Source organism: Cytobacillus sp. EB106-05-05-XG126, from assembly GCF_058791715.1.
Genome location: NZ_JBYTDU010000001.1, coordinates 1629278 through 1653545 on the forward strand (window position 1 = coordinate 1629278; position 24268 = coordinate 1653545).

Annotated in this window: 24 protein-coding genes and 1 other annotated feature; all 24 genes read right to left on the reverse strand. The window is 42.9% G+C overall.

All coding sequences use genetic code 11. The features are described from left to right. Positions 1-5 precede the first annotated feature (5 nt). The 24 genes from pyrE to spoIIGA all read right to left on the reverse strand — a co-directional run bounded on the left by pyrE (position 6) and on the right by spoIIGA (position 24078). Positions 6-641, reverse strand: a complete 636-nt coding sequence (gene pyrE, locus AC3WTL_RS08040) for an orotate phosphoribosyltransferase (RefSeq protein WP_076255679.1) — start codon at positions 639-641, stop codon at positions 6-8. Then, entirely contained in the window at positions 631-1347 is a 717-nt protein-coding gene (gene pyrF, locus AC3WTL_RS08045; protein WP_076255677.1) for an orotidine-5'-phosphate decarboxylase, read from the reverse strand. Before pyrF ends, pyrE begins: the two co-directional genes overlap by 11 nt. Next, complete coding sequence (locus AC3WTL_RS08050) at positions 1319-2260, reverse strand: dihydroorotate dehydrogenase (protein WP_492369272.1); 942 nt, start codon at positions 2258-2260, stop codon at positions 1319-1321. Before AC3WTL_RS08050 ends, pyrF begins: the two co-directional genes overlap by 29 nt. Further along, entirely contained in the window at positions 2257-3033 is a 777-nt protein-coding gene (locus AC3WTL_RS08055; RefSeq protein ID WP_335688517.1) for a dihydroorotate dehydrogenase electron transfer subunit, read from the reverse strand. Before AC3WTL_RS08055 ends, AC3WTL_RS08050 begins: the two co-directional genes overlap by 4 nt. Then, positions 3033-6245: a carbamoyl-phosphate synthase large subunit gene (gene carB, locus AC3WTL_RS08060; protein WP_335688126.1), complete on the reverse strand. Its 3213-nt coding sequence runs from the start codon at positions 6243-6245 to the stop codon at positions 3033-3035. The genes AC3WTL_RS08055 and carB overlap by 1 nt, the downstream gene beginning before the upstream one ends. After that, positions 6224-7330, reverse strand: a complete 1107-nt coding sequence (locus AC3WTL_RS08065) for a carbamoyl phosphate synthase small subunit (RefSeq protein WP_492369273.1) — start codon at positions 7328-7330, stop codon at positions 6224-6226. Before AC3WTL_RS08065 ends, carB begins: the two co-directional genes overlap by 22 nt. Next, positions 7327-8613, reverse strand: coding sequence for a dihydroorotase (pyrC, locus tag AC3WTL_RS08070; protein ID WP_335688129.1), 1287 nt, complete (start codon positions 8611-8613; stop codon positions 7327-7329). The genes AC3WTL_RS08065 and pyrC overlap by 4 nt, the downstream gene beginning before the upstream one ends. Next, complete coding sequence (locus AC3WTL_RS08075; protein ID WP_492369274.1) at positions 8576-9514, reverse strand: aspartate carbamoyltransferase catalytic subunit; 939 nt, start codon at positions 9512-9514, stop codon at positions 8576-8578. Before AC3WTL_RS08075 ends, pyrC begins: the two co-directional genes overlap by 38 nt. A gap of 150 nt (positions 9515-9664) precedes the next feature. Further along, positions 9665-10969, reverse strand: a complete 1305-nt coding sequence (locus AC3WTL_RS08080) for a solute carrier family 23 protein (protein ID WP_335688133.1) — start codon at positions 10967-10969, stop codon at positions 9665-9667. Positions 10970-11107: 138 nt separating this feature from the next. After that, the gene (gene pyrR, locus AC3WTL_RS08085) at positions 11108-11653 is read right to left on the reverse strand and encodes a bifunctional pyr operon transcriptional regulator/uracil phosphoribosyltransferase PyrR (RefSeq protein WP_076255660.1); all 546 of its coding nucleotides are present in this window, start codon (positions 11651-11653) and stop codon (positions 11108-11110) included. A 190-nt stretch (positions 11654-11843) separates the two neighbouring features. Further along, positions 11844-12755 carry an RluA family pseudouridine synthase gene (locus tag AC3WTL_RS08090; protein WP_222497060.1) on the reverse strand — a complete coding sequence of 304 codons (912 nt, stop codon included), beginning with the start codon at positions 12753-12755 and terminating at the stop codon, positions 11844-11846. Continuing rightward, positions 12727-13224 (reverse strand): signal peptidase II, encoded by a 498-nt coding sequence (gene lspA, locus AC3WTL_RS08095; protein ID WP_163143126.1) that lies wholly within the window; start codon positions 13222-13224, stop codon positions 12727-12729. The genes AC3WTL_RS08090 and lspA overlap by 29 nt, the downstream gene beginning before the upstream one ends. A gap of 79 nt (positions 13225-13303) precedes the next feature. Next, a complete protein-coding gene (locus AC3WTL_RS08100) occupies positions 13304-13591 on the reverse strand; it encodes a hypothetical protein (RefSeq protein ID WP_492369275.1) in 288 nt (95 codons plus the stop codon). Between the two features lie 173 nt (positions 13592-13764). Next, positions 13765-16536, reverse strand: coding sequence for an isoleucine--tRNA ligase (gene ileS, locus AC3WTL_RS08105; protein WP_248346886.1), 2772 nt, complete (start codon positions 16534-16536; stop codon positions 13765-13767). A 94-nt stretch (positions 16537-16630) separates the two neighbouring features. Continuing rightward, positions 16631-16895: a binding site (T-box leader), on the reverse strand. A 50-nt stretch (positions 16896-16945) separates the two neighbouring features. Beyond that, positions 16946-17464 carry a DivIVA domain-containing protein gene (locus tag AC3WTL_RS08110; protein WP_048007906.1) on the reverse strand — a complete coding sequence of 173 codons (519 nt, stop codon included), beginning with the start codon at positions 17462-17464 and terminating at the stop codon, positions 16946-16948. A gap of 455 nt (positions 17465-17919) precedes the next feature. Then, positions 17920-18693 carry a YlmH family RNA-binding protein gene (locus AC3WTL_RS08115; RefSeq protein ID WP_492369276.1) on the reverse strand — a complete coding sequence of 258 codons (774 nt, stop codon included), beginning with the start codon at positions 18691-18693 and terminating at the stop codon, positions 17920-17922. A 65-nt stretch (positions 18694-18758) separates the two neighbouring features. Further along, entirely contained in the window at positions 18759-19022 is a 264-nt protein-coding gene (locus AC3WTL_RS08120) for a YggT family protein (RefSeq protein WP_009330847.1), read from the reverse strand. 6 nt (positions 19023-19028) lie between these two features. Beyond that, entirely contained in the window at positions 19029-19475 is a 447-nt protein-coding gene (locus tag AC3WTL_RS08125) for a cell division protein SepF (RefSeq protein WP_048007904.1), read from the reverse strand. Between the two features lie 4 nt (positions 19476-19479). Beyond that, positions 19480-20166 carry a YggS family pyridoxal phosphate-dependent enzyme gene (locus AC3WTL_RS08130; protein WP_159344832.1) on the reverse strand — a complete coding sequence of 229 codons (687 nt, stop codon included), beginning with the start codon at positions 20164-20166 and terminating at the stop codon, positions 19480-19482. After that, on the reverse strand, positions 20167-20994 hold the full coding sequence (pgeF, locus tag AC3WTL_RS08135; RefSeq protein ID WP_048007902.1) for a peptidoglycan editing factor PgeF: 828 nt from the start codon (positions 20992-20994) through the stop codon (positions 20167-20169). Between the two features lie 69 nt (positions 20995-21063). Then, positions 21064-21333 carry a YlmC/YmxH family sporulation protein gene (locus tag AC3WTL_RS08140; protein WP_095242286.1) on the reverse strand — a complete coding sequence of 90 codons (270 nt, stop codon included), beginning with the start codon at positions 21331-21333 and terminating at the stop codon, positions 21064-21066. Between the two features lie 94 nt (positions 21334-21427). Then, complete coding sequence (gene sigG, locus AC3WTL_RS08145) at positions 21428-22207, reverse strand: RNA polymerase sporulation sigma factor SigG (protein ID WP_026041699.1); 780 nt, start codon at positions 22205-22207, stop codon at positions 21428-21430. 168 nt (positions 22208-22375) lie between these two features. Then, entirely contained in the window at positions 22376-23095 is a 720-nt protein-coding gene (gene sigE / locus AC3WTL_RS08150; protein ID WP_048007900.1) for an RNA polymerase sporulation sigma factor SigE, read from the reverse strand. 44 nt (positions 23096-23139) lie between these two features. Beyond that, positions 23140-24078, reverse strand: a complete 939-nt coding sequence (spoIIGA, locus tag AC3WTL_RS08155; protein ID WP_248346883.1) for a sigma-E processing peptidase SpoIIGA — start codon at positions 24076-24078, stop codon at positions 23140-23142. Positions 24079-24268 lie beyond the last annotated feature (190 nt).

Sequence of the window (24268 nt, forward strand, 5' to 3'; positions counted from 1 at the left end):
TTTGACTAAACCTGAGATACTTTTCCCCACTCAGCAGGGTCTTTTCGCCATTCAATCAGCTTGTTCATATCCTCTTCCTGGATAAAGCCCTTTTCCACAGCTACTTCTGTCAGAGCTTCAATATCAGTCAGAGTATATGCTTTGATGTTCTCTTCAGCCAGCATTTCTTTTCCTTTTTCAAGCTGGTATGTGAAGATGGCCGCCACACCCAGCACCTCACAGCCTGCTTCTCTTAAAGCTTTGACAGCAGTAATGGCACTTCCACCTGTTGAGATCAGGTCTTCTACAACAACAACCTTCTGGCCTTTATTTGCTTGACCTTCAATTTGCTTTCCTTTTCCATGGCCCTTTGCCTTGGAACGAACATAGCACATTGGCAGTTCCATATTGCCACTGACCCAGGCTGCATGAGGAATGCCCGCTGTGGCAGTCCCGGCAATTAGTTCTGCTTCAGGAAATTTATTTAGAATGATAGCCTGAAGACCGGCAGCAATTTCTTTTCTGACTTCAGGATAAGACAGTGTCAGACGGTTATCACAATAAATTGGGGCACGCAGTCCTGAAGACCAAGTAAACGGATCGTTTGGGTTTAATGCTACAGCCTTTATATCCAGTAATTTTTCTGCAATTTTATGCTTCATTCAGAACACCCTCCCAGGATTGTTTGCATTGAATATACTTTTCGAAAGGATTTTCCGCTCTGGTAATCGACCGTCCCACCACAATGGCAGAAGCTCCTTCTTTTCTTGCGAATTCTGGTGTGGCCACTCTCTTCTGATCTCCATTATCGTCTGATGACAGGCGTATTCCCGGTGTTACAGTCAGAAAGGCAGAGCCTATTTTTGAACCTATCGCCCTTGCCTCAAAGCTTGAACAAACCACACCATCAAGTCCCGCTTCTTTGGCAAGATTGGCATAATGAAGAACAGATTCGTTTAATGAAACAGCGATTAATTGGTCAGATCTCATTTGCTGTTCCGATGTGCTTGTCAGCTGTGTCACCGCAATACAAGATGGCCTTTTTCCGGTGCTGCCTGCTTCAAGTCCTTCACATGCTGCTTCCATCATTGCTTTTCCTCCTGCGGCATGCACATTAACCATATCGCAGCCAAGCCCGGCAAGACGTTTCATTGCACTTTGTACTGTATTCGGAATATCATGAAGCTTGAGATCAAGGAAAATATTGTGCCCTTGTTCTTTTAAATCGTAAACAATGGAAGGTCCCTCCTGGTAAAACAACTCCATGCCGACCTTAAGAAATAACTTTTCATTTTCAAAGTTTTTCAGAAAATGATGAACTTCCTGTTTTCCTGGAAAATCAAGAGCAATAATGAGCGGATTTTTCAAGTTTCTTCCAGCTCCTTCCTGTGCATTCTGAAATATGTTCATAACCCAGCTTTCCAATAAGTTCCGGCAGTTCACCGATAATTTTCGGACACACAAAAGGATCTACGAAGTTAGCTGTTCCAACCGCTACTGCACTTGCCCCTGCGTAGAAGTATTCGATGACATCCTCAGCAGATTCAATTCCTCCCATGCCGATGATCGGAAGGGATACCTGCTGACTCACTTCATAGATCATCCGGAGTGCGACTGGCTTAATGGCTGGCCCTGAAAGACCGCCTGATTTGTTTGCCAGAATAGGCTTGCCGGTTTTCAGATCGATTCTCATGCCGACAAGCGTGTTGATCATCGTTAAACCATCAGCTCCGCCATCTTCTGCTGCTTTAGCCATTTCCACAATATTTGTGACATTTGGTGAAAGCTTCACATAGACAGGTACCTCAGAAACCTCTTTTACTTTTTTCGTTAAGTTTTTTGCAATTTCCGGAATAGTGCCGAATGCTATTCCGCCTGTTTTCACATTCGGGCATGAGATGTTGAGTTCAAGTGCATGTACATTCCGGCTTGTAGAAATTTTCCTGGCAACCGCCATATAATCTTCTTCCTGCGAACCGGCTACATTGGCAATGATCGGTACATCGTATTGTTCAAGCCATACAAGCTCTTCATTTACCACTTTATCCAGGCCGGGATTCTGCAGCCCGATTGCATTTAGCATACCTGCAGATGTCTCAGCCACTCTTGGTGTTGGATTTCCAAATCGGGGCTCTAAAGTCGTCGCCTTTATCATGATTGCGCCCAATTGGCTCAAATCATAAAGCTGGCTGAATTCCCTGCCGAAGCCAAAGCATCCTGATGCAGGCATGATTGGATTTTTTAACTCCAGCCCAGGCAGACTGACGTTTAATGAATTCATAGAACTACCTCCCCTGCTTTAAAGACCGGTCCGTCACTGCAGACTTTTTTATAACTGTATCCTTCAGGGTCATTCCCTGTATGGCAGACACATGCAAAACATGCCCCGATGCCGCATCCCATTCGTTCTTCCAATGACAGGAATACCTTTTTATGAGGGAATTGATTTTCAAGCGCCTTCAGCATCGGTGTAGGGCCGCAGGAATATAAAACATCGAAATCAATATTCAACCGATTAATAACATCTGTAACAAAGCCTTTCGTTCCTGCGCTTCCATCAGCTGTGGCAAGGCAGGTCTCACCCAGCCGGGCAAACTTTTCCTCATAAAATACCGCGCCGGCCGATTGAAATCCCAGGACGTGAATTACCTTAACGCCGCGGTTTACAAGCTGATTGGACAGTTCATATAAAGGGGGGACTCCGATTCCTCCCCCTACAAGAAGGGCCGTCTCTCCCCGGCCAGCTTCACTGATCGGAAACCCATTTCCAAGCGGTCCCAGTACATCAGTGAAATCACCAGGTTTTTTTTCTGAAAGCAATGCCGTTCCTCTGCCTTCAGCACGGTAAATCATTTTAAACTGGCTTTCATCAGGTAAAATTTCTGCAATGCTGATTGGCCTTCTCAGCATTGGATCATAGCCCTCTGATATTTTCAAATGGACGAATTGCCCGGGCTCTTTCATTTCATGAACAAGCTCACCTTGAAGGGTGAGCTCGTAAATGTTTTCGGCCAGTTTAATTTGTGATATGACTTTACATTGTTCCTGTCTGATCAAGATAAAACCGCCTCCCGGACTTCCTCTGGCTTATCCATCGCGTCTGCTGAAAAATTCATTGATTCGATTACTTGAAGAATTGCTTCTGCCGTATCAAGTGAGGTTAGGCATGGCACCCCATTTTCCACTGATTCACGGCGGATGCGGAAGCCATCTCTTGCAGGCTGTTTCCCTTTTGTTAAAGTATTAATAACAAATTGCGCTTCGCCATTTTTTATGACATCCAGAAGGTTAGGCCCTGCTGAGCCGATTTTTCCAGTTACTTTTACAGGTATGCCTTCAGTTTTCAGGAATAAAGCCGTTCCGCTTGTCGCCATTAGCCTGTAGCCGATGGATACAAATCTTTTTGCCAGCTGCAGAGCTTCTTCCTTATCCTTGTCGGCGACAGTCATTAGAACAGTTCCAAACGGCTGGATTTTCATGCCGGAAGCAACAAGACCTTTATAAAGGGCTTTTTCAAGCGTGGAATCTTTCCCCATAACTTCACCGGTTGACTTCATTTCAGGCCCTAAAGTGATGTCTACTCTTCTTAATTTCGCGAAAGAGAACACCGGCACTTTTACGAACACGCCTTTTCTCTCCGGAACAAGGCCGGATCCAAAGCCCTGCTGAGCAAGAGTTTGGCCCATGATAACCTTTGTGGCGATTTTAGCCATTGGCACATTTGTAATCTTGCTCAAGAACGGAACTGTCCGGCTTGAACGCGGATTGACTTCGAGAACATATACTTCCCCTTTAGCCACTACATACTGGATATTTAGCAGACCTATAATGCCAAGGCCTTTAGCCATCTTCTCCGTATACTCAACAAGCTTGTCTTTGATTGCTTCTGAAACATTTTGCGGAGGATAGACCGCAATAGAATCACCTGAGTGAACTCCTGCTCTTTCTATATGCTCCATGATGCCCGGTATGAGTACATTTTCCCCATCCGAGATAGCGTCCACTTCAATTTCCTTCCCAGTCAAATATCGGTCAATTAATACGGGATGCTCCGGGTTTACTTTTACGGCATTTTCCATATAGTATAGAAGCTCATCTTCTTTATAAACGATCTCCATGGCTCTTCCGCCAAGTACATATGATGGACGGACGACCACTGGATATCCGATTTCACCGGCAATTTCTACTGCCTGCTCCACCGACAGGGCAGTCTTTCCTTTAGGCATCGGGATGCCAAGCTCTGCAAGAGCTTGCTCAAATTTATCCCGGTCTTCTGCCCGGTCTAAGCTTTCAAGCGAAGTTCCCAGAATTTTTACGCCTCTTTCTACCAGATCTGCTGCAAGATTAATAGCGGTTTGTCCGCCAAATTGTACAACTACACCTTCCGGTTTCTCAAGATCGATAATGTGCATCACATCTTCAATCGTTAGCGGCTCAAAATAGAGCTTATCGGAGATGCTAAAGTCAGTAGAGACTGTTTCAGGATTATTATTAATGATGATTGCTTCATATCCTGCTTCCTTGATGGCCCATACCGCGTGAACAGTTGAATAATCAAACTCCACTCCCTGCCCGATCCGGATTGGCCCTGAGCCCAGAACGACAACACTTTTGCGGCCGGACACTTCTGATTCGTTCTCATCTTCATAAGTTCCATAGAAATACGGAGTTTCCGATTCAAATTCCGCTGCACATGTATCAACCATTTTGTATACCGGTACAATCGCATGTTCTTTTCTCCAGCTGTATACTTCCAACTCATTTGAATCCCACAGCCTGGCAATTACCAGATCGGCAAAGCCCATTTCCTTTGCAGCTTTCCCTGTTTCAGGGTCAAAAGGATTTTCAGTTAGTACATTCTCAAAATCTATGATTTTCTTAATCTTATAAAGGAAGAATAAATCAATTTTGCTCCATTCATGAATCGTCTCGATAGTGACTCCCCTTCTGATGGCTTCACCGATATAAAACAGGCGTTCATCTCCTGCTTTACGGATTCGCTTTTCGATCAATTCATCAGAAATTTGACCGGCATCCTTCAGCTCAAGATGATAAATGTTTGCTTCAAGTGAACGTACTGCTTTCAGGAGAGATTCTTCAAATGTCCGTCCTATCGCCATTACTTCTCCTGTAGCCTTCATTTGGGTGCCAAGCGAACGGTTTGCAGATTCGAACTTATCAAACGGCCAGCGCGGGATTTTTGAGACAATATAATCCAATGCCGGTTCAAAGCAGGCATATGTTTTCCCTGTCACAGGATTCATCATTTCATCAAGTGTCAGCCCTACCGCTATCTTGGCTGCCAATTTGGCAATCGGATAACCTGTTGCCTTTGATGCCAGCGCAGATGAACGGCTTACACGCGGGTTAACTTCGATGATGTAATAATTGAAGCTATCCGGATCAAGCGCCAGCTGCACATTGCATCCACCTTCAATCTCGAGGGCGCGGATAATTTTTAATGAGGTGTTTCTAAGCAGCTGATACTCACGATCACTCAAAGTTTGGCTGGGGGCTACAACGATTGAATCTCCTGTGTGGACCCCTACAGGATCAAAGTTTTCCATATTGCAGACAACAATCGCATTGTCATTGGAGTCCCGCATCACTTCATACTCAATTTCCTTGAAACCCGCAATGCTCTTTTCAAGCAAACACTGTGTAACAGGGCTATTCTTTAAGCCGCTTGTCACAATTTCTATCAGCTCTTCTTCATCATGGCAGATGCCCCCGCCTGTTCCCCCCAATGTAAAAGCAGGGCGTACAATGACCGGATAGCCAATCCTGTTTACAAATTCATATGCTTCATCCAGGTTATGAATAATTTCACTTTCAGGCACTGGTTCGCCAAGCTCATTCATCAAGTTTCTGAAAAGGTCCCGGTCTTCCGCCTTTTGGATAGCAGACAATTTTGTACCGAGGATTTCAACCCCGCATTCTTCCAAAACACCTGATTCAGCAAGCTCTACTGCCAGGTTTAATCCTGTCTGTCCCCCAAGAGTTGGAACGAGCGCATCAGGCCGTTCTTTCCGGATAATGCGGCTGACGAATTCCAGCGTAAGCGGCTCTATATATACCGCGTCAGCAATCTCGGTATCTGTCATAATAGTGGCAGGATTTGAGTTTACAAGAATTACGCGGTAGCCTTCCTCTTTCAAAGCAATGCAAGCCTGTGTTCCAGCATAATCAAACTCTGCTGCCTGCCCGATGACAATTGGTCCTGATCCGATTACTAAAATGCTTTTTATATCTGTACGCTTTGGCATGCTGCAGCACCTTCCTCTTTATGTGATTCAATCATTTGCAAGAATTGTTCAAATAATCCGTTTGCATCCTCAGGTCCCGGTGAAGCTTCAGGATGATATTGCACAGTGAATGCAGGGACTTCTTTATGCTTTAAGCCTTCAATTGTTCCATCGTTTAAGGCGATATGTGTTACTTCAAGCGGAATACCAGTAATTGAATTTTCTTCTACTGAGTATCCATGGTTTTGAGATGTTAAAGCGACTTTTCCGGTTTGCAGATCTTTCACCGGATGGTTTGAACCGCGATGGCCGAATTTCAGTTTTTCTGTATTGGCACCGCAAGCAAGGGCAAAAAGCTGATGTCCCAGACAAATTCCGAAAATCGGTACATTTCCCAGCAGTCCTTTAATCATTGTGATGGCTTCCGGAACATCTTTCGGGTCTCCAGGGCCATTTGAAAGCATAACACCATCCGGGCTCATGCTGAGTATTTCTTCAGCTGCTGTGTTATAAGGCACAACAATCACATCACAACCCCGTTTGTTCAATTCTCTTAAGATTCCGTGTTTCATGCCGAAATCTACAAGGACTACCCTTCTGCCGCGGCCAGGGCTTGGATATGGTGTCTTAGTTGAGACTTGCTTAACCTGATCGTTTCGCAGCTTGGTTGCCCTCAGTTTTTCAATGATCACTTCCGGGTTTTCACTTATGCTGCAAATAGCACCTTTCAGCGTACCATGCTGCCTGATAATTCTTGTTAATTTCCTTGTATCGATGCCAGCAATTCCAGGGATGTTTTTCATCTTAAAATATTCTTCAATCGATTGTTCATTTCTCCAGTTTGAAGGAAACTCGCACGCTTCTTTCACAATAAAACCGGAGATTGCCGGGGAGATCGATTCAAAATCGTCTCTGTTTATCCCATAATTTCCGATTAAGGGGTATGTCAAGGTTACGATTTGGCCGCAGTAGGATGGGTCAGACAGGATTTCCTGATAACCCGTCATTCCTGTATTGAATACTACTTCTCCTATCGAATTCGTATCACTTCCGAATCCCTTTCCAATAAAAATTGTTCCGTCTTCCAGAATCAGCTGTTTTTTCATGCTTTTACACTCCCTCTGTTCCAAACAATTTTTCCGCCTGCTATTGTCACTACCGGCCAGCCTTTACAATCCCAGCCGGTAAATGGCGTGTTTTTCCCTTTTGATAAGAACTGAGCTGGATCAATCTTTTCCTGACGGTTCAGGTCAAGCAGGACAAGATCTGCTATTTCACCAGCTTCCAATTTTCCTGATTGAATGCCGAATGCCTCTGCTGGCTTGATTGTTAAGTAATCAATCAGCTGCTTTAGTGTGAATATCCCCTTCTCAACGAATTGGGTGTAAAGAAGCGGAAAGGCAGTTTCAAGTCCGACAATCCCGAAAGGCGCCAGTGCCATCCCCTCTTCTTTTTCTGCTGCTGTATGTGGTGCATGGTCGGTGGCGATAAAGTCTATTGTGCCATCCTGCAATCCTTCGATTAAGGCAGCTCTGTCATCTGCTCCTCTTAATGGAGGATTCATTTTAAAGTTAGCATCCAGACCCGGGATATCCTCTTCACATAGAAGGAGATGATGAGGTGTCACCTCGGCTGTTACCTTGATGCCTGCCCGCTTTGCATCTCTTACCACCCTGACAGACTCTTTCGTGCTGATGTGGCAGACATGATAATGGCAGCCGGCAGCTTCGGCAAGAAGAACATCCCTTGCGATTTGCACTGATTCACAGACAGAAGGAATACCATTTAAACCGTTCTCTTTAGCAAAAACTCCATCATGTACGGAACCTTTGTTAATGAGGGTATTTTCTTCGCAGTGCGCAACTATCGGCATGCTGATCTCTGCGGCATTTCTCATTGCCTCAAGCATCATGGCTGCTGATTGCACTCCTACTCCATCATCTGTAAAAGCAAACGCCCCAGCTTCCTTCAAAGCTTTAAAATCTGTTAATTCCTGGCCAAGCTCACGGATTGTAATCGATGCATAAGGCAGAACCTTGACCGCCGCAGTCTCATCAATACGGCTGTTCAATTTTTCAAGCTGTTCTTTTGTATCAGGTACCGGCCGGGTATTCGGCATCGCAGCAACCGTTGTGAAACCGCCTTTAGCAGCTGCTCTTGTGCCAGTTTCGATTGTTTCTTTTTTTTCGCCGCCTGGTTCACGCAAGTGGACGTGCAGGTCTATAAAACCTGGAACAACCAGCAATCCTTCTGCATCAATCACTTCCTGTGCCTCTCTCCCCACGCCTGCACCTATCTCTGCGATTTTTCCTGACTTTATGTAAATGTCCGTTTTTTCAAAGTTCCCTTCCTTAGTAAGCAACTGGCCATTTTTTATCAATGTTGACATGTTTAGCTCCCCCTTCAATATGTTCAATTGATCGTTTTAATACAGCCATTCGGATGTACACACCATTTTGCATCTGCTTGAAGATCCTGGAGCGCCCGCATTCCACTAAACAATCTGCTATTTCAACACCCCGATTTACAGGTGCCGGATGCATTATAATGCTGTTTGGCTTCATTGTTCTTTCACGTTCTTCTGTAAGGCCGTATGCCAGGTGGTATTCTTCAGCCGTTTGGTCAGCTTTCGATTCATGCCGCTCATGCTGTATTCTCAGGAGCATGACAACATCAGAAGTTTCCATAGCTGTGTCAACATCTTCATACATTCCATTCTCAAGCAATTCTTCATTAAACCATTCTTTTGGACCTGAAAAAACAACCTTCGCACCGAGCCTGACAAGTGCATCTGCGTTGGACCTTGCGACACGGCTATGTGCGATATCACCGATGATGGCTACTTTTAATCCTTCAAAGGATCCGAATTCCTGTTTAATCGTCAGCAGATCCAGCAGTGATTGTGTTGGATGGTGCCCGCAGCCATCCCCTGCATTCAGGATGGACACACCGCTTTTGTCTGCCAATTCGTCAAAGTAGCGATCCTCGCTATGGCGGATGACGACTGCATGTACACCGATCGCTTCCAGTGTTTTGACTGTGTCGTATAATGACTCACCCTTGGATACACTTGAGGTGCTGACTTCAAAAGGAATTATGTCCAGTCCAAGCCGCCTTTCAGCCACTTCAAAGCTGCATTTAGTTCTTGTGCTATTCTCAAAGAAAAGGTTTGCGACAAAAACCTTTTGTACAGGGGTCCATGTTCCGCCGTTTAAAAAATATTGCGCATCTTCAAGAATTTTATTGATTTCTTTAATTTCCAACTCTGAGGTAGTGAGCAAATGTTTCATTTTTTATCCTCCTCTTCAAAAAAAGCACCCTGCCGATTTGGTCAGGGTGCTGCAAAGTTGAGGCAGCCGGATATACGGATACACTGATACCGTATAGCCAGGTTTGCCGCCAACACCCTTTTAAGCCTCTCGGGACTTAGTTAAAAAGCATTAAGCTACATTATTTTTTTTTTCGTTTTCTGTTTCAAAAATATCTTCCTTAGTCTCTTCCCTGCCAGGGAGAATCAGGTTCAGGAGAACACCGCTGATTGCTGCCAGTGCCATTCCTTCCAGTTTGAATGCCCAAATCTCGATATGAGCTCCCCCAATTCCCAGGACAAGGATGACTGATGCGATAACCAGATTGCGGTTGTTTCCAAAATCCACTTTGCTGTCAACCAGCATTCTTAATCCTGATGAAGCAATGATCCCGAACAGCAGGATCGATACGCCGCCCATTACTGGAGTAGGGATCGAGCTGATCAGTGCTGTCACCTTGCCAATGAATCCGAAGATGATGGCGATGACTGCAGCCCCCGCAAGTACATAGACACTGTAAATTTTCGTGATGGCGAGTACACCAATGTTTTCACCGTAAGTTGTCTTTGGCGGACCCCCAATTAATGCCGAGATCATTGTTCCTGTTCCATCAGCAAGGATGGAGCGGTGAAGACCCGGCTCTTTAATGTAATCTTTTCCAACTACTTTTCCAAGGACAAGCTGATGGCCGATATGTTCAGAGATTGTCACAACAGCTACTGGAATCATTAGAAGCGCAAGATCCAGAGTTATCCTCACTTCATAATCTGCGAACGGGAATAAGAATTCCGGCATTTCGAACCAGGCTGCCTGCTGTACAAGCGAGAAGTCGATCAGGCCTACAGTTAGTGAGTAAACATAGCCGATGATGATCCCTGCCAGAATCGGCACCATACTGAGCATACCTTTTGCATAGATGGAAAAGATGATTGTTGCACCTAAAGTGATAAGCGCTGCTGAGAAATGCAGCATGCTGTATTCACCAGTTTCAGGGTTGTTCATAGCCATCCCGACTGCTGTCCCTGCTAATGCCAATCCGATTACAATGATTACAGGTCCTACCACAATTGGCGGAAGCAAATTCATAATCCAGCGGTAGCCTGCTTTTTTGATGATCAGGGCTACTGCCCCATACACAAGTCCAGCCATGAAGCTGCCGATCATAGCAGCACCCGGGCCTCCGGCAGCTTTGGCAGCTAAGATCGGGGCAATGAATGCGAAAGATGAACCAAGGTATGCCGGCACCTGCCATTTTGTAATGATTAGAAAGGCTATCGTTGCCAGTCCGCTTGAGATTAGTGCAATGGCAGGATTTAATCCTACTAAGTATGGTACAAGTATAGTGGCTCCGAACATCGCGAATAAATGCTGTAAACTTAATGTCAGCCAATGAGCTGGTTTTGGAACATCCTTTATATCTAAAATAGGCTTATTCATTACGATCTCTCCTCTGCATTTTATTAAAAAACCCTCTTTGCAGGGGTGCAAAGAGGGTGCAAGAGCACAGCAAAGGACAGACCGATTCTGCTGTGTTCCCCTTTGCCAGCCTCTCTGGACTGCATTTAAAAGGGCTATTTAATTTTCAAATATACTTACCTGGTCGTTCTCATCCACTTCCTTCAGCTCGACGACAATTTTTTCCGAACTGGAGGTTGGAATGTTCTTTCCTACATAATCAGCTCTTATCGGAAGCTCCCTATGTCCGCGGTCCACAAGGACTGCAAGCTGAATCTGAGATGGCCTCCCAATATCGATCAGCGCATCAAGGGCAGCTCTAACTGTTCTTCCTGTATAAAGAACATCATCGATCAGGATCACCTTCTGATCGTTAATATCTTTTGGAACATCGGAGCCTTTGACAAGCGGCTCCTGATTTTCAGTCTTTTTCGTAAGATCATCTCTATAGAGAGTGATATCAAGTTCGCCTACATCAATTTTGGCTCCCTCGATTTGTTCAATTCTTTCAGCCAGGCGGTTCGCCAGGTAAATCCCCCTGGTCCGGATGCCAATCAGAATGCAATTTTCAATTCCTTTATTTTTCTCTATGATTTCATGAGCAATCCTTGTCAGCGCTCTCCTGATTGCCTGGTCATCCAAAACAATTGCTTTTTGCTGCGGCATCATGATCACCCCTATTATCAGATTTTATATGCAAAAAACCCTCTCACCGATCAGGTGAGAGGGTAAACGACTCTTTCTGCAGAATAAGGACACAATTCTCCTTATTCAATCCGTTTCCTTCCCAGCCTCACGGGACTGTTTTAAAGGACTTATTCAACTATAGTCATCATATAGCACAATTGGACAATTGTCAACGATTATTTGCCAGCTTCTCTACTAGTTCCTTAAAATAAGCAGGTGCAGGTGCTTCAAATTCAAGGTACTCGCCAGAACGTGGATGTTCAAAGCCAAGAACGCCTGCATGAAGTGCCTGTCCTCCGATATCAAGTGTCTTTCTGGGACCGTATTTAGGATCCCCTGCCAGAGGATAGCCAATGTATTTCATATGAACCCGGATTTGATGTGTTCTTCCTGTTTCCAGCTGGCATTCCACCAGTGTGAAATCCCTGAAACGCTCAATGACCTGAAAATGCGTAACCGCATGTTTTCCATTGTCCACGACACTCATACTTTGACGATCTTTGGGATCGCGGGCGATTGGCGCATCAATAGTACCGTAGTCGTGTGGAATAACTCCATGGACAATGGCCCGGTACTTACGTGTAACAGTTTTGTTCATCAGCTGGTTCACAAGACTCTCATGTGCCATATCATTCTTTGCAACCATGAGAAGTCCCGACGTATCTTTATCGATTCTATGAACTATTCCGGGCCTCATGACCCCATTAATTCCTGATAAGTCTTTGCAATGAGCCATAAGACCATTTACAAGTGTTCCAGTTCCATGCCCGGCTGCAGGATGGACAACCATTCCTTTCGGTTTATTTACAACGAGGACATCCTGGTCTTCATAATAAATATCCAAATCCATTTCTTCCGGCACCACATCCAGTTCTTCTGGTTCAGGTATTGATATTTCAATTTTATCGTTTGCGGAACATTTGTAATTAGTTTTAGGCTTTTGGCCATTCACCAAAACATTGCCATCCTTGATCCATTGCTGTACCTGAGTTCTTGACCAATCCGCATTCAATGTGGATAACACTTTATCTATTCTTTCTCCTGCCTGTTCATCAGGAATGATGTGTTCCATTTTCTCCATAAGATTTCTCCTTTTTCTTTGCTTCTCTCTCTTCAAGCACCATCTGAATCATCAATAATCCTACCCCAATGACCAGCGCCGAGTCAGCAATATTGAAAACGGGAAAGTCATAGCCAAAAATATAAGTGTTTACGAAATCCACCACTTCTTTTCGAAATACCCTGTCAATAAAGTTTCCAATTGCTCCGCCCAGCATCAGGCCCAAAGAGACTCCAAGAAGCAATTTGCCTTTGGCTGCTTTTTGAATGTAATAAATGATACCAATTATGACAATAACCGTTATAACGTAGAAAAACCACATTTGCCCCTGCAGGATGCCCCAGGCAGCGCCACGGTTGCGGTGCGATGTAATATAAAGAAAGTCCTCAATAACTTTAACACTTTCCCCTAATTCAAAGTTCTTTACAATCAGCCACTTCGTAAACTGATCAAGTGCAATAACGAACAATGCAATTATGTAATAAAACACAAAGGCAACCCCCATATCTCATATCATTACCTTTGCATTTTAGCACAATCTGAATAAAAAACACAGCACACGCTTAAACTCAGTGGAAAATAGACTTTCTGTAGAAATCCCCCAGTCTGCTGCAATCCTCCATTGTTTTTAAAGTAGGAATCATCTGCAGCAAATCTTCCGGCAGGAGCTCACCCGAAATTTCACACTTTCCAAATTTTCCTGATTCAATTTTGGCAAGTGTTTGTTCAATATCATATAGCTCTTCCAATAAAATAGGCTTTATCAAAGGGGAACTGTTGCCTTCCATAAGCTTTTCTAATATTTCCTGTCTTGTATTACGGAGTTCTGTATATAGCCCTTCTGCTTTTGCATCCATGCTTTTTCCTCCGTTCTGAGATGTTTACTTTATTATTTTCTCGGAACGGATTTCAGACACGGACAAACTTTTAGCAAACGGCACAACATTTAGTGAAGGTGGAATTATTTATAAAAAGGATTTGAAGAAGTTAATTAAAAACAGTCCCCCAATATTTGAGGGACTGCCGGTATTTAAGCCAAGTGGCTATAATTATTTTTTACAACATCAGCACAGCGAGGGCAAAGCGTGTCATATCCTTCTGTCTTGCCAACTTCTGGAGTGACTGTCCAGCAGCGGTCGCATGTTTCGCCTTCTGCTTTGGAAACAACAATAGCAGTGTTTTCAAATTTCACGGCATTTTCTGGAGCATCTGAAAGGCTTCCTGCTACTTCGAATCCAGATACGATAAAGAGCTGCTGAAGATTTTCCTGAATTGAATCCAGAAGGCTCTTGGCTTGATCATTTACATAAAGGGTTACTTTAGCAGTAAGTGATTTGCCGATCACCTTCTCATTACGTGCTTCTTCCAATGCCTTAAGGACATCATTGCGAAGCTTCATGAATGCAGTCCATTTATCTTCCAGCTGCTTCGCGTTCGGAAGCTCTGTATATTCAGGCATATCTGTTAATTGAACACTTTCTTCTTTCACATTCGGTATAAAGCTCCAAACTTCATCGGATGTATGGGAAAGAATAGGTGCAACAAGCTTCGTAAGAGCAATCAGGCTCTCATAGAGAACAGTTTGGATTGCACGGCGTTCTGCATTATCTTTTGCTTCAATATAAAGGACATCTTTTGCAAAATCAAGGTAAAATGCACTAAGGTCCAATGTGCAGAAATTGTTGACAGCGTGGTAGATGCTGGCAAATTCATAGCGATCATAGGACTCGCGAACACTCTTGATTAGCTTGTTCAGCTTCACTAGCATAAACTGATCTACTTCACGCAGATTCTCAAAGGATACCAAGTCTGCTGCTGGATTAAAATCATCCAGATTTCCAAGCAAGAAACGGAAAGTATTGCGAATCTTTCTATACACTTCAGCAACCTGCTTCAGAATTGCATCAGATACCCGGACATCAGCCTGATAATCAACTGAAGCCACCCATAAACGCAAAATGTCCGCACCAAGCTGGTTCATAACTTTTGCCGGAACAACTACATTTCCGATGGATTTACTCATTTTCCTTCCTTCACCATCAAGTGTGAAACCGTGGCTCAACACTCCTTTGTAGGGCGCTTTCCCTGTCACTGCTACCGCAGTTGAAAGTGAAGAGTTAAACCAGCCTCTGTATTGGTCAGAACCTTCAAGGTATAGATCTGCTGGACGCTGTAAATCATCGCGCTCTAAAAGAACTGCCTGGTGGGAAGAACCGGAATCAAACCAAACATCCATGATATCCGTTTCTTTTGAAAACTGGCCATTCGGGCTTCCTGGATGTGTAAAACCTTCAGGAAGCAATTCTTTCGCTTCTTTCTCGAACCAGATGTTTGAACCGTGTTCACGGAAAAGATTTGAAACATGTTCAATCGTCTCATCTGTGATAATTTCTTCGCCATTTTCCGCATAAAAGACCGGAATAGGCACTCCCCATACACGCTGGCGGGAGATGCACCAATCTCCGCGATCCCGGACCATATTAAAAAGTCTGGTCTCACCCCATGCAGGATACCAATTTGTTTCCTTAACAGCTTCCAAAAGCTCATTGCGGAAATCCTTAATGGATGCAAACCATTGGGCAGTAGCACGGAAAATAACAGGCTTTTTCGTTCTCCAGTCATGCGGATAAGAGTGCGTAATAAAAGTCAGTTTTAATAATGCTCCTGCTTCCTCAAGTTTCTCAGTAATCGGCTTATTGGCTGCATCATAGAATAACCCTTCAAAGCCGGGAGCTTCATTTGTCATGTTTCCTTTATCATCTACCGGGCATAATACGTCAAGCCCATACTTCATGCCGACTTGGAAATCATCTTCCCCATGTCCGGGAGCAGTATGAACACATCCTGTACCGGCATCAGTTGTAACATGCTCACCCAGCATGACAAGAGAATCACGGCCATAAAGCGGATGTTCAGCAATTACATTCTCAAGGTCAGTCCCCTTAACCGTCTGGACAACTTGATAACCTTCCCATTCGAACTCTTTAGCAACAGCTGCCAATAAATCTTCTGCAACCATAAACTTTTTGCCGTTTGCCTCAACTACACTATAAGAAAGGTCCGGATGAACTGAAATTCCAAGGTTTGCCGGAATGGTCCATGGAGTTGTAGTCCAAATGACGATATGAGTATCTTGATCCAATACTTCTTTGCCATCTTTTACTTTAAATGCAACATAAATGGATGGCGAACGTTTGTCTTTATATTCAATTTCCGCTTCTGCCAAAGCTGATTCAGATGACGGAGACCAATAAACAGGCTTTTTGCCTTTATAGATATAGCCTTTTTTTGCCATCTCCCCAAAAACCTTAATTTGCTGGGCTTCATATTCCGGCTTAAGTGTGATGTATGGGTTCTCCCAATCACCGCGGACACCTAAGCGCTTAAATTGTCCGCGCTGGCTGTCGATCTGCTCATATGCGTATTCTTCACATAGCTCGCGGAATTCAGCAACACTCATTTCTTTACGCTTTACGCCTTTGTTTGTCAGCGCCTGCTCAATTGGCAGACCATGTGTATCCCAGCCAGGAACATAAGGAGCATTATAGCCAGTCATCGACTTAGAGCGGACGATGAAATCCTTTAAGATCTTGTTCAGCGCATGGCCGATGTGGATGTCGCCATTTGCATATGGAGGGCCATCATGCAGAACAAACATCGGACGGCCTTTTGTCCGTTCCTGGACCTTTTCATAAATGTTCATCTCTTCCCATTTCGCCTGGATTTCAGGTTCGCGCTTTGGAAGATTGCCGCGCATTGGGAATTCAGTTTTTGGCATTAATAAACTATCTTTGTAATCCATTCCTTTTCCTCCTGTTTGTAACTCATTAAATACCATGATAGCCAATGAGAGCTTAGAAAAACCTCGGGAAAATACAAAAAACCCTCTCATCCCAAAAAGGGACGAGAAGGTTTTATTCTCCCGCGGTACCACCCTTGTAGATGAAATATAATGAAATTTCATCCGCTCAAAGCATTCTTAACGTGAATGATCCGCCTTGGCCTACTGATTGCTTAACGTTCGGCAAGGAACTCAAGGGTGATTTTCCAGCTTTTGCTTATACCCGGGCTTCCACCATCCCCGGCTCGCTTACAGAGTGAGTATGCCGCTCTGAACATAAGCTATTGAAAAGACTGTACTGTCCCTCTCATTGTTGATAAACATTGTATTTACTTTGTTTTAAAATTATATGCGATATTTCCAGCTTTCGTCAAGCCAGTGATTCTTCTTCTTCTCTTAATGATTTGAGTTCAGTGGAGTCCAGCTTATATTCCATTAAGTGATCCCAATCATCGTTATTCAGCATATCAAGCTGTGCTTCAACAAGCATTTTGAAGCGTGTTCGGAATACCTTGGACTGTTTCTTTAAATCCTCAATATCCAATGCGATTTTTCTTGCTTTGGATAGGGATTCATTCACTATCCTGTCAGCATTTTTTTCAGCTTCTTTAATGATAAGCTTTGCTTCTTTGTGAGCATTGCGTTTTACTTCTTCTGCTGCTTCCTGTGCAACCACAATAGATTTATTAAGTGTTTCTTCAATTGTGGTAAAGTGGCCAATGCGGTCATTCGTTTCATTGAGCTTTTCTTCTAGCTCTTTTTTTTCCCTGATCAGGATTTCATAGTCTTTTATGATTTGGTCGAGGAATTCGTTCACTTCATCTTCGTCATAACCTCGGAATCCTTTGCTGAATTCCTTGTTATGAATATCTAACGGTGTTAATGGCATTAGTGCCACCTCCCAGGTCTGTTGATCTTATGTACATTTATTCGAGCCTGCTGGTTCTATTTAATTATAGCAGACTCCGCTGTCTTTTGATTATTTATTCGACAGGTTGTTTCAAAATCCTTCAAATAAAATTAATTCTTTTAACTCTCTTTTAATTATTTTTGGCTCTTAAATGTTGCCCGTTGATTTCCACTGCGGACACTTACTTTCCGCGGGGCGGGCGGTGAGCCTCCTCGGCACTTTGCACCTGTGGAGTCTCACCTGTCGCGCTGGCTCCCGCAGGACATTGAATAAGCTTCCTCGAATGAACACCGCACGAAGGAAATGCTTCAGCATTACGAGGATCAAGTGCCCATAGCGAGGATCTACTCAGCAGATTAGCCATATGTTGCATTTTAACAATAAACTAAAAAAACAGTCTCAATATAGGCTTGTTAAAACCCTATCCTGATTTACTACCTCTGCCTTCCGGCAATTATTCTCCATTTGTCCTTTTTTGTTTTCCCATCTATTTCTATGATTTTGGATCGGCCTTGGCCCCTGACTGAGATGATGTCGCTTTGCTGACATTCAAATGAGGGGTTTTCAATTTGTATCCAATTGACTTTAACGAGCCCCTGTTGGATATAGAGCTGGGATTTCTGTCTTGAGATGTTGTAGATGGCTGAGATGACTGTGTCCAACCTCAGGGATGAAGAAGTGATGGAGCTTTCTTTCCACACTTCTGATGATTGAATCACCTGAGAAAAAGGCTGTTTTTTCAAAGATACTGTCGCTCTGCCAATGGACTGCAGCTGCAGGCTGATGTACTCTTCAATTTCTTGAGCTGCAAAAAACTGGATTCTGTCCTCTTCAAATAGGATATCACCAAACTTTCCTCTTTTTAGTCCCAGTGACATCAGGCTGCCGAGGACTTGCGGGTGTTCAATGGTAACAAACTTCTTTGGATAGTCCAATTCAAACAGCCGAATTTTAAAATCTTCTTCATCGCTTTCATAATAATCCGGAAATATCAGTGCTCTCTTTCTCTCAGCACCTGTTGTTCCGCCAAATAAAGCAAATAAGATTCCCGAATCCTGTCCTATGATGCTTTTTAGGATTTGCTGCTCCCTTGGATCAAGAAAATCAGTAAGCTTTGGTGCATATGTATTTTCCACAAGATTTTTCCAGTTAAGGACCTGGTCAATAAATTCTCTTTCTTCCGGCCGGAAGTGCTGATAAATAGACAAATTTTTGCGGGCCTCCTTTTACACAAATAAAAAAGGGCCATTTTGATAGCCCAGTTTTGTCAGTCTTATGAAATCCAATAAAAAAGCTGCTGCAAGCCTCCTGTGGCAAATCGCAAAACTAAGATAGCCACAATCGGAGAAATATCAATCATTCCAAGCGGCGGAATGATTTTGCGGAAAGGCTCAAGGTACGGTTCACAGATCCTTGCCAGAAATTGGCCAAAAGCCGATTCCCTTGCATTAGGGAACCAGGACAGCAGAATATAAATAATCAGTGCCCATGAGTAATAATAAATTGCAGATGACAATATTCCAAATACTAATTCCATTAAGTGCTACCACCTCGTATTTTCTAATTCTTGTTCTTTCATCAGCTGAGAGATGTTCCCGGATACTTCAACATTGTCAGGTGTACACAAGAAAATATCAGTACCAATCTTCTGAATGTCTCCGCCGATGGCATAAACGGTTCCGCTTAGGAAGTCAACAATGCGCTTTGCCTGATCTTTTTCTATTCTCTGCAGATTGACTACAACAGCTCTTCTGTTCTTCAGCTGATCCGCAATATCCTGCGCTTCTGCGTATACCCGCGGTTCAACAAGAACTACTTTAGAAGATTTCTGCACACTTTGAAGGCTGACAATGTTCTGTTTTTGAACTGGCTGCTGCTGTTTCTGCACCTGCTTCACCGGCTCTCTTTCTTCTTCGATGATTTCCTCTTCCTTATAGTCATATTCATCATCCAGGAAGAAAAATGTTTTAAACTTTGATTTTATACTCATTTTATTAAACCTCCTGACCCTCTTGACCTACTAAAGCTGTCCCAATCCTAACCATTGTGGCACCTTCTTCAATTGCCAGGGAAAAATCATTGGACATGCCCATTGAAAGCTCAGTGCAAGGAGCAAAATCAAATCCCTGATCTTTAACCTGTTTTTGAAGGTCCTTGAGCTTCCGGAAACAGGCACGCAGCAAATCCTTGTCTGATGTATGTGGCGCCATTGTCATCAGGCCAATGATATTGAGATTTTTATAATCAGCCAGGCTTGAAATAAAGTCACCTGCCTCTTCAGGATTTATTCCCTGTTTCGACGCTTCGCCTGAGACATTGACCTGTACAAAGCAATTTATCTTTCGATCCGCCCGCTTGTCGATTTCCTTCGCAAGGGATAGCCTGTCCAGTGAATGAATATAGTCAACTTTATCTATAATATTTTTTACTTTGCGCGTTTGCAGTGTTCCGATAAAATGCCAGGTTGGCCTGTCCTCTAAAACTTCCCATTTAGCAAGAAGTCCTTCATCCCTGTTTTCACCTAAATGATGAATACCTGCTTCAAAGGCTTCCTGTGCCCTTTCCGCTGAAACGTACTTAGTAACAGCAATTACGGTAATTTCTTCCCGCTTGCGGTTCGCCTTTATGCACGCTTCGTGGATAGCAGTCTCTATTTGATTTAAATTTTCCTCTACTCTCATTTAGTTCCCTGCTTCCTCCTTCCAGCCAATAAAACTCATCATCCTGCCGGTATTCCCCCTATCTCTTCGGTGGGAGAAAAAATAGTCTGCATGACAGCTTGTGCAAAAATCAGTCATTATGATATTTTCATGTGGAATCCCTGCGTTTAAAAGGATTTTCCTATTTAGTTCTTTTAGGTCAAGCTGGAATTGATTGTCACTAATTTGATTATATGGCTTTATATCGACATCTTCTAGTATTTTTTGCACTTTTGAAATAACACGATCATCAACAATATAACAGTTTCCGCAAATGGAAGGGCCAATCACGGCTTGGACCTCTCTTAAGTCTATGCCTTCACCTGCAAACAGTTCAGCCATATTCCTGCCAATCCCGCCAACAGTGCCTTTCCAGCCGGCGTGGGCAATGCCTATGGCTCCTGTCTTTTCATGCAGGAAATAAAGGGGCACACAATCGGCATAACATAGGGTCATCAGGACATCTTTAGAATATGTGAAAAAGCCGTCGGTACCTGAAAAGGAATCCTCATAAACAAGAGCACCTTTTCCTTTATCATTTTCAGTAACTTTTTTTATATTTACATCATGTGTTTGTTCAGCGCCAACCCAATTTTCAATTGAAAAGCCAAGCAAGTCAGCCACATGCTGCCGATTTTGGCTGACTGCTTCATAGCTGTCATTTACATGTAATCCTGCATTTAGAGTTTCATATTGATTGCGGCTGAAGCCGCCATTTTTTGTTGTAAAACCAGCCATTATATTAGGAAAACGATCCGCCCACTTTTTTATGACAAAATACTCTTCCTTTTTTAAAGAAAATGGTTCCATGCGATTAACCCCATTTTATTTTTCTATAGTTTACCACAAGGCAGGCCGTGATGACACCATTAACAACTCTTAGGCTTCATCCTCTATATATTTCGGCTCAATCGCATCCTGATAGCGGACAAGTATGACATCTTCACCGATTTTTATGATATTTTTCCAGGGAATGACAATATCTGCGTCTCTGCCAAAGAAGCCTAATACTTTCCCCGCTCCTCCGATAATGACCGCTTCAATTTTTCCTGTATTAATATTAATATCTATATCCCCAATATTTCCAAGCTTTTTGCCGTCAGCTACATTTACAACATCCTTCATTTGAAATTCAGATATTTTCACCATCGACACTTCACTCCCAATTTATGTTCTTATTTAATATATGTTTGCTTCTACAAGAAAAATGTTCAGTAAATATAAAAAGCAGCCAAATTGGCTGCTAGCTTTGAATATTTTTATTCATTTGTTTGATGGCAGCTTTTTCAAGCCTTGAAACTTGTGCCTGGGAAATGCCGATTTCCTCTGCCACTTCCATTTGAGTCTTGCCCTGGAAGAAGCGTTTTCTGAGAATTAGTTTTTCCCGTTCATTCAGTCTTCTCATTCCCTCTTTGAGCGCTATTTCCTCAATCCATTGAATATCTTTGTTCCGTTCATCGCTAAGCTGATCCATCACATAAATTGGATCCCCGCCATCATTATAAATCGGCTCAAATAAGGAAACAGGATCCTGGATGGCATCCAATGCAAAAACGATTTCTTCATGAGGCACATCCAGCTCTTTAGCTATTTCTTCAGCCGTAGGTTCCCTGGATGTTTTACTCATGAGACGTTCCCTTACTTGCAGAGCTTTATAAGCAATGTCCCTTAAAGAACGAGAAACACGGATCGGATTATTATCACGCAGATACCTGCGTATTTCTCCAATAATCATCGGAACGGCATAGGTGGAAAACTTAACGTTTTGACTTAAATCAAAATTATCAATAGATTTCATCAGACCGATACAGCCGACCTGGAAAAGGTCATCAACAAATTCGCCTCTGTTGTTAAAACGCTGAATCACACTCAATACGAGGCGCAAATTGCCGTTGACGAGTTTTTCCCGTGCGGTTATATCCCCCTTATGCATTTGCTTGAAGAGCTCTCTCATTTCTTCGTTTTTTAAAACTGGAAGCTTTGAAGTATCAACACCGCAAATTTCTACTTTATTTCGAGTCAATCCATTTCCCTCCTCACAGGAGCTGCTGTACAAAAAACAGTATCTCCTTGGAAAGGAAAAATATGCACCGGCTAATCGGGCTTCCGGATGGGGAATTGGTCAAAGCATCATTAACACTAGGTTTTCACCTTGCAAAATTTTGTAAAAAATATTCCGGGCTTTAAACTTCTAAACCATCTTATTAAATTCTTTTTTAAGTCTTTTTATTATTCTTTTTTCCAGGCGTGAAATATAGGACTGGGAAATTCCCAGCATATCCGCCACATCCTTTTGAGTTTTTTCTTCACCTGATCCGAGGCCGAACCTGAGCTCCATGATCTGTTTTTCACGATCTGAAAGCTGATGCAATGCCTTTAACAGCAGCTTTTTATCAACATTTGCTTCGAGATCTTTCGTAATAATATCATCCTCAGTGCCCAGAACATCAGATAGAAGAAGTTCATTGCCATCCCAATCAATATTTAGTGGTTCATCAAATGAAACTTCAGAACGAATTTTATTGTTCCTTCTTAAATACATGAGAATTTCATTCTCAATACAGCGTGATGCATATGTAGCCAGTTTGATTTTTTTCTCCGGGTTAAATGTATTTACCGCTTTAATAAGCCCAATCGTTCCAATACTGATTAGGTCCTCTATATTAATGCCTGTATTTTCAAACTTCCTGGCAATATACACAACAAGACGAAGATTTCTTTCAATTAAGATGGATCTTGCCGCTTTATCTCCTTTTGGAAGCTTAATCAGGAGCATTTCTTCTTCTTCCTTACTAAGTGGAGGAGGTAATGCTTCGCTGCCGCCTATATAATATACTTCATCTGTTTTGATCCCCAGCTTAATCAACAATTTATACCAATAGTAGGATAAGCGAAGTTTTAACTTATTCATGAATTGTCCTCCTTCTAAATTAAGTTCGTGCAGAGTATAGTATATTAACTTACTTTTGCATCCGGCTTCATTGTACTTCTGCCTGTAAGCATCTTGGGGTGTACGATGCACTGAAACGAATCGTCTGATGAAAGCTGCTGCATGGAAAATGAAATTAATCCGCGTTCTGCTTCAATTATTTCATTCTCTTTTTCAAAGAGAATCCGGTCAGGCTTGAACCCTATGATTAATTGGTGTTCTTGTCCAACAACCTTACATGGAATGACCCTCATTTTATGCTCCCAATCCACTCCAATTGACTCGCTGCCCATAATGATATCCTCCGGGTTTCCTGCCATTTTACTAATTTCAGCCGGAAACTCATCAAGCCTGTCTTTTATGGATATGAACATAACAGGCATTTTTGAAATGGGATCGTATAGCTGGTTGCCGCTGTCAATCAGGCCTTTGAAACAATATTCAGTTTCATTGATCACAACACGCACCAGGATTAAAGAGTCATACTGAATTTTTGTCATCTCAATTCCCTCAACATTTCTCTTTGAAAAATGCCAGGCAAGAGGAAACCCAATAACCACGAACAGCCAGCTGATTGGATCACCAAAGCCTTTAATACTGGCCATCATGACAGATGAAGAAAGCTTAAAATCAAAATTGATAAAATAATGAATTCCTATTAAGGAGCCTCCAACTAAAAAAGTAGCAAAATAAAAAGTCATGAGAGCTTTTACAAAATATTGCAAACGCTTAAAGCCGAAAACAGCCAGTACCATTACAATCGAGAATAGCAGCTTAGTGAACGGATGACCTGAATATTCATTAAAAGGTGTAAATGCTAATAAAATAATGATGGATCCTATGAAGCCGCCCGCAAAAATCCTCCATAATCCAGTTTCTCTTTTTAGAATTATGGCTGTTAAATAAAGGAGCAGGCTGTCAAACATAAAATTCAATGCCCAGATAACATCCAAATAGACCGTCAATTATCTTCCTCCTTTATAAAGTGAAACTTCAATCAGTGGGGGTTTTCTTTATCCCCCGCTGATTGTTAGTTTAACCAATCGGGCCTATACGGGCAGTTTGACCCCCACTTTTCCTCCGTTGATTCCGCTTAGTCTTGAAGCATGGGTTTTACTGTCCGTTAGACTGCGATAAAATCAGAATCTGATAGAT

Coding starts and splice junctions, on each gene's coding strand:
- pyrE (WP_076255679.1), bottom strand. CDS start 641: ATGAAGCATAAAATTGCAGAAAAATTACTGGATATAAAGGCTGTAGCA.
- AC3WTL_RS08050 (WP_492369272.1), bottom strand. CDS start 2,260: ATGAATTCATTAAACGTCAGTCTGCCTGGGCTGGAGTTAAAAAATCCA.
- carB (WP_335688126.1), bottom strand. CDS start 6,245: ATGCCAAAGCGTACAGATATAAAAAGCATTTTAGTAATCGGATCAGGA.
- AC3WTL_RS08065 (WP_492369273.1), bottom strand. CDS start 7,330: ATGAAAAAACAGCTGATTCTGGAAGACGGAACAATTTTTATTGGAAAG.
- pyrC (WP_335688129.1), bottom strand. CDS start 8,613: ATGTCAACATTGATAAAAAATGGCCAGTTGCTTACTAAGGAAGGGAAC.
- AC3WTL_RS08075 (WP_492369274.1), bottom strand. CDS start 9,514: ATGAAACATTTGCTCACTACCTCAGAGTTGGAAATTAAAGAAATCAAT.
- AC3WTL_RS08080 (WP_335688133.1), bottom strand. CDS start 10,969: ATGAATAAGCCTATTTTAGATATAAAGGATGTTCCAAAACCAGCTCAT.
- pyrR (WP_076255660.1), bottom strand. CDS start 11,653: ATGCCGCAGCAAAAAGCAATTGTTTTGGATGACCAGGCAATCAGGAGA.
- AC3WTL_RS08090 (WP_222497060.1), bottom strand. CDS start 12,755: ATGGAGAAAATGGAACACATCATTCCTGATGAACAGGCAGGAGAAAGA.
- AC3WTL_RS08100 (WP_492369275.1), bottom strand. CDS start 13,591: ATGGATGCAAAAGCAGAAGGGCTATATACAGAACTCCGTAATACAAGA.
- ileS (WP_248346886.1), bottom strand. CDS start 16,536: ATGGATTACAAAGATAGTTTATTAATGCCAAAAACTGAATTCCCAATG.
- AC3WTL_RS08110 (WP_048007906.1), bottom strand. CDS start 17,464: ATGCCATTAACACCGTTAGATATTCATAACAAGGAATTCAGCAAAGGA.
- AC3WTL_RS08120 (WP_009330847.1), bottom strand. CDS start 19,022: ATGGAATTAGTATTTGGAATATTGTCATCTGCAATTTATTATTACTCA.
- AC3WTL_RS08125 (WP_048007904.1), bottom strand. CDS start 19,475: ATGAGTATAAAATCAAAGTTTAAAACATTTTTCTTCCTGGATGATGAA.
- AC3WTL_RS08130 (WP_159344832.1), bottom strand. CDS start 20,166: ATGAGAGTAGAGGAAAATTTAAATCAAATAGAGACTGCTATCCACGAA.
- pgeF (WP_048007902.1), bottom strand. CDS start 20,994: ATGGAACCATTTTCTTTAAAAAAGGAAGAGTATTTTGTCATAAAAAAG.
- AC3WTL_RS08140 (WP_095242286.1), bottom strand. CDS start 21,333: ATGGTGAAAATATCTGAATTTCAAATGAAGGATGTTGTAAATGTAGCT.
- sigE (WP_048007900.1), bottom strand. CDS start 23,095: ATGAATAAGTTAAAACTTCGCTTATCCTACTATTGGTATAAATTGTTG.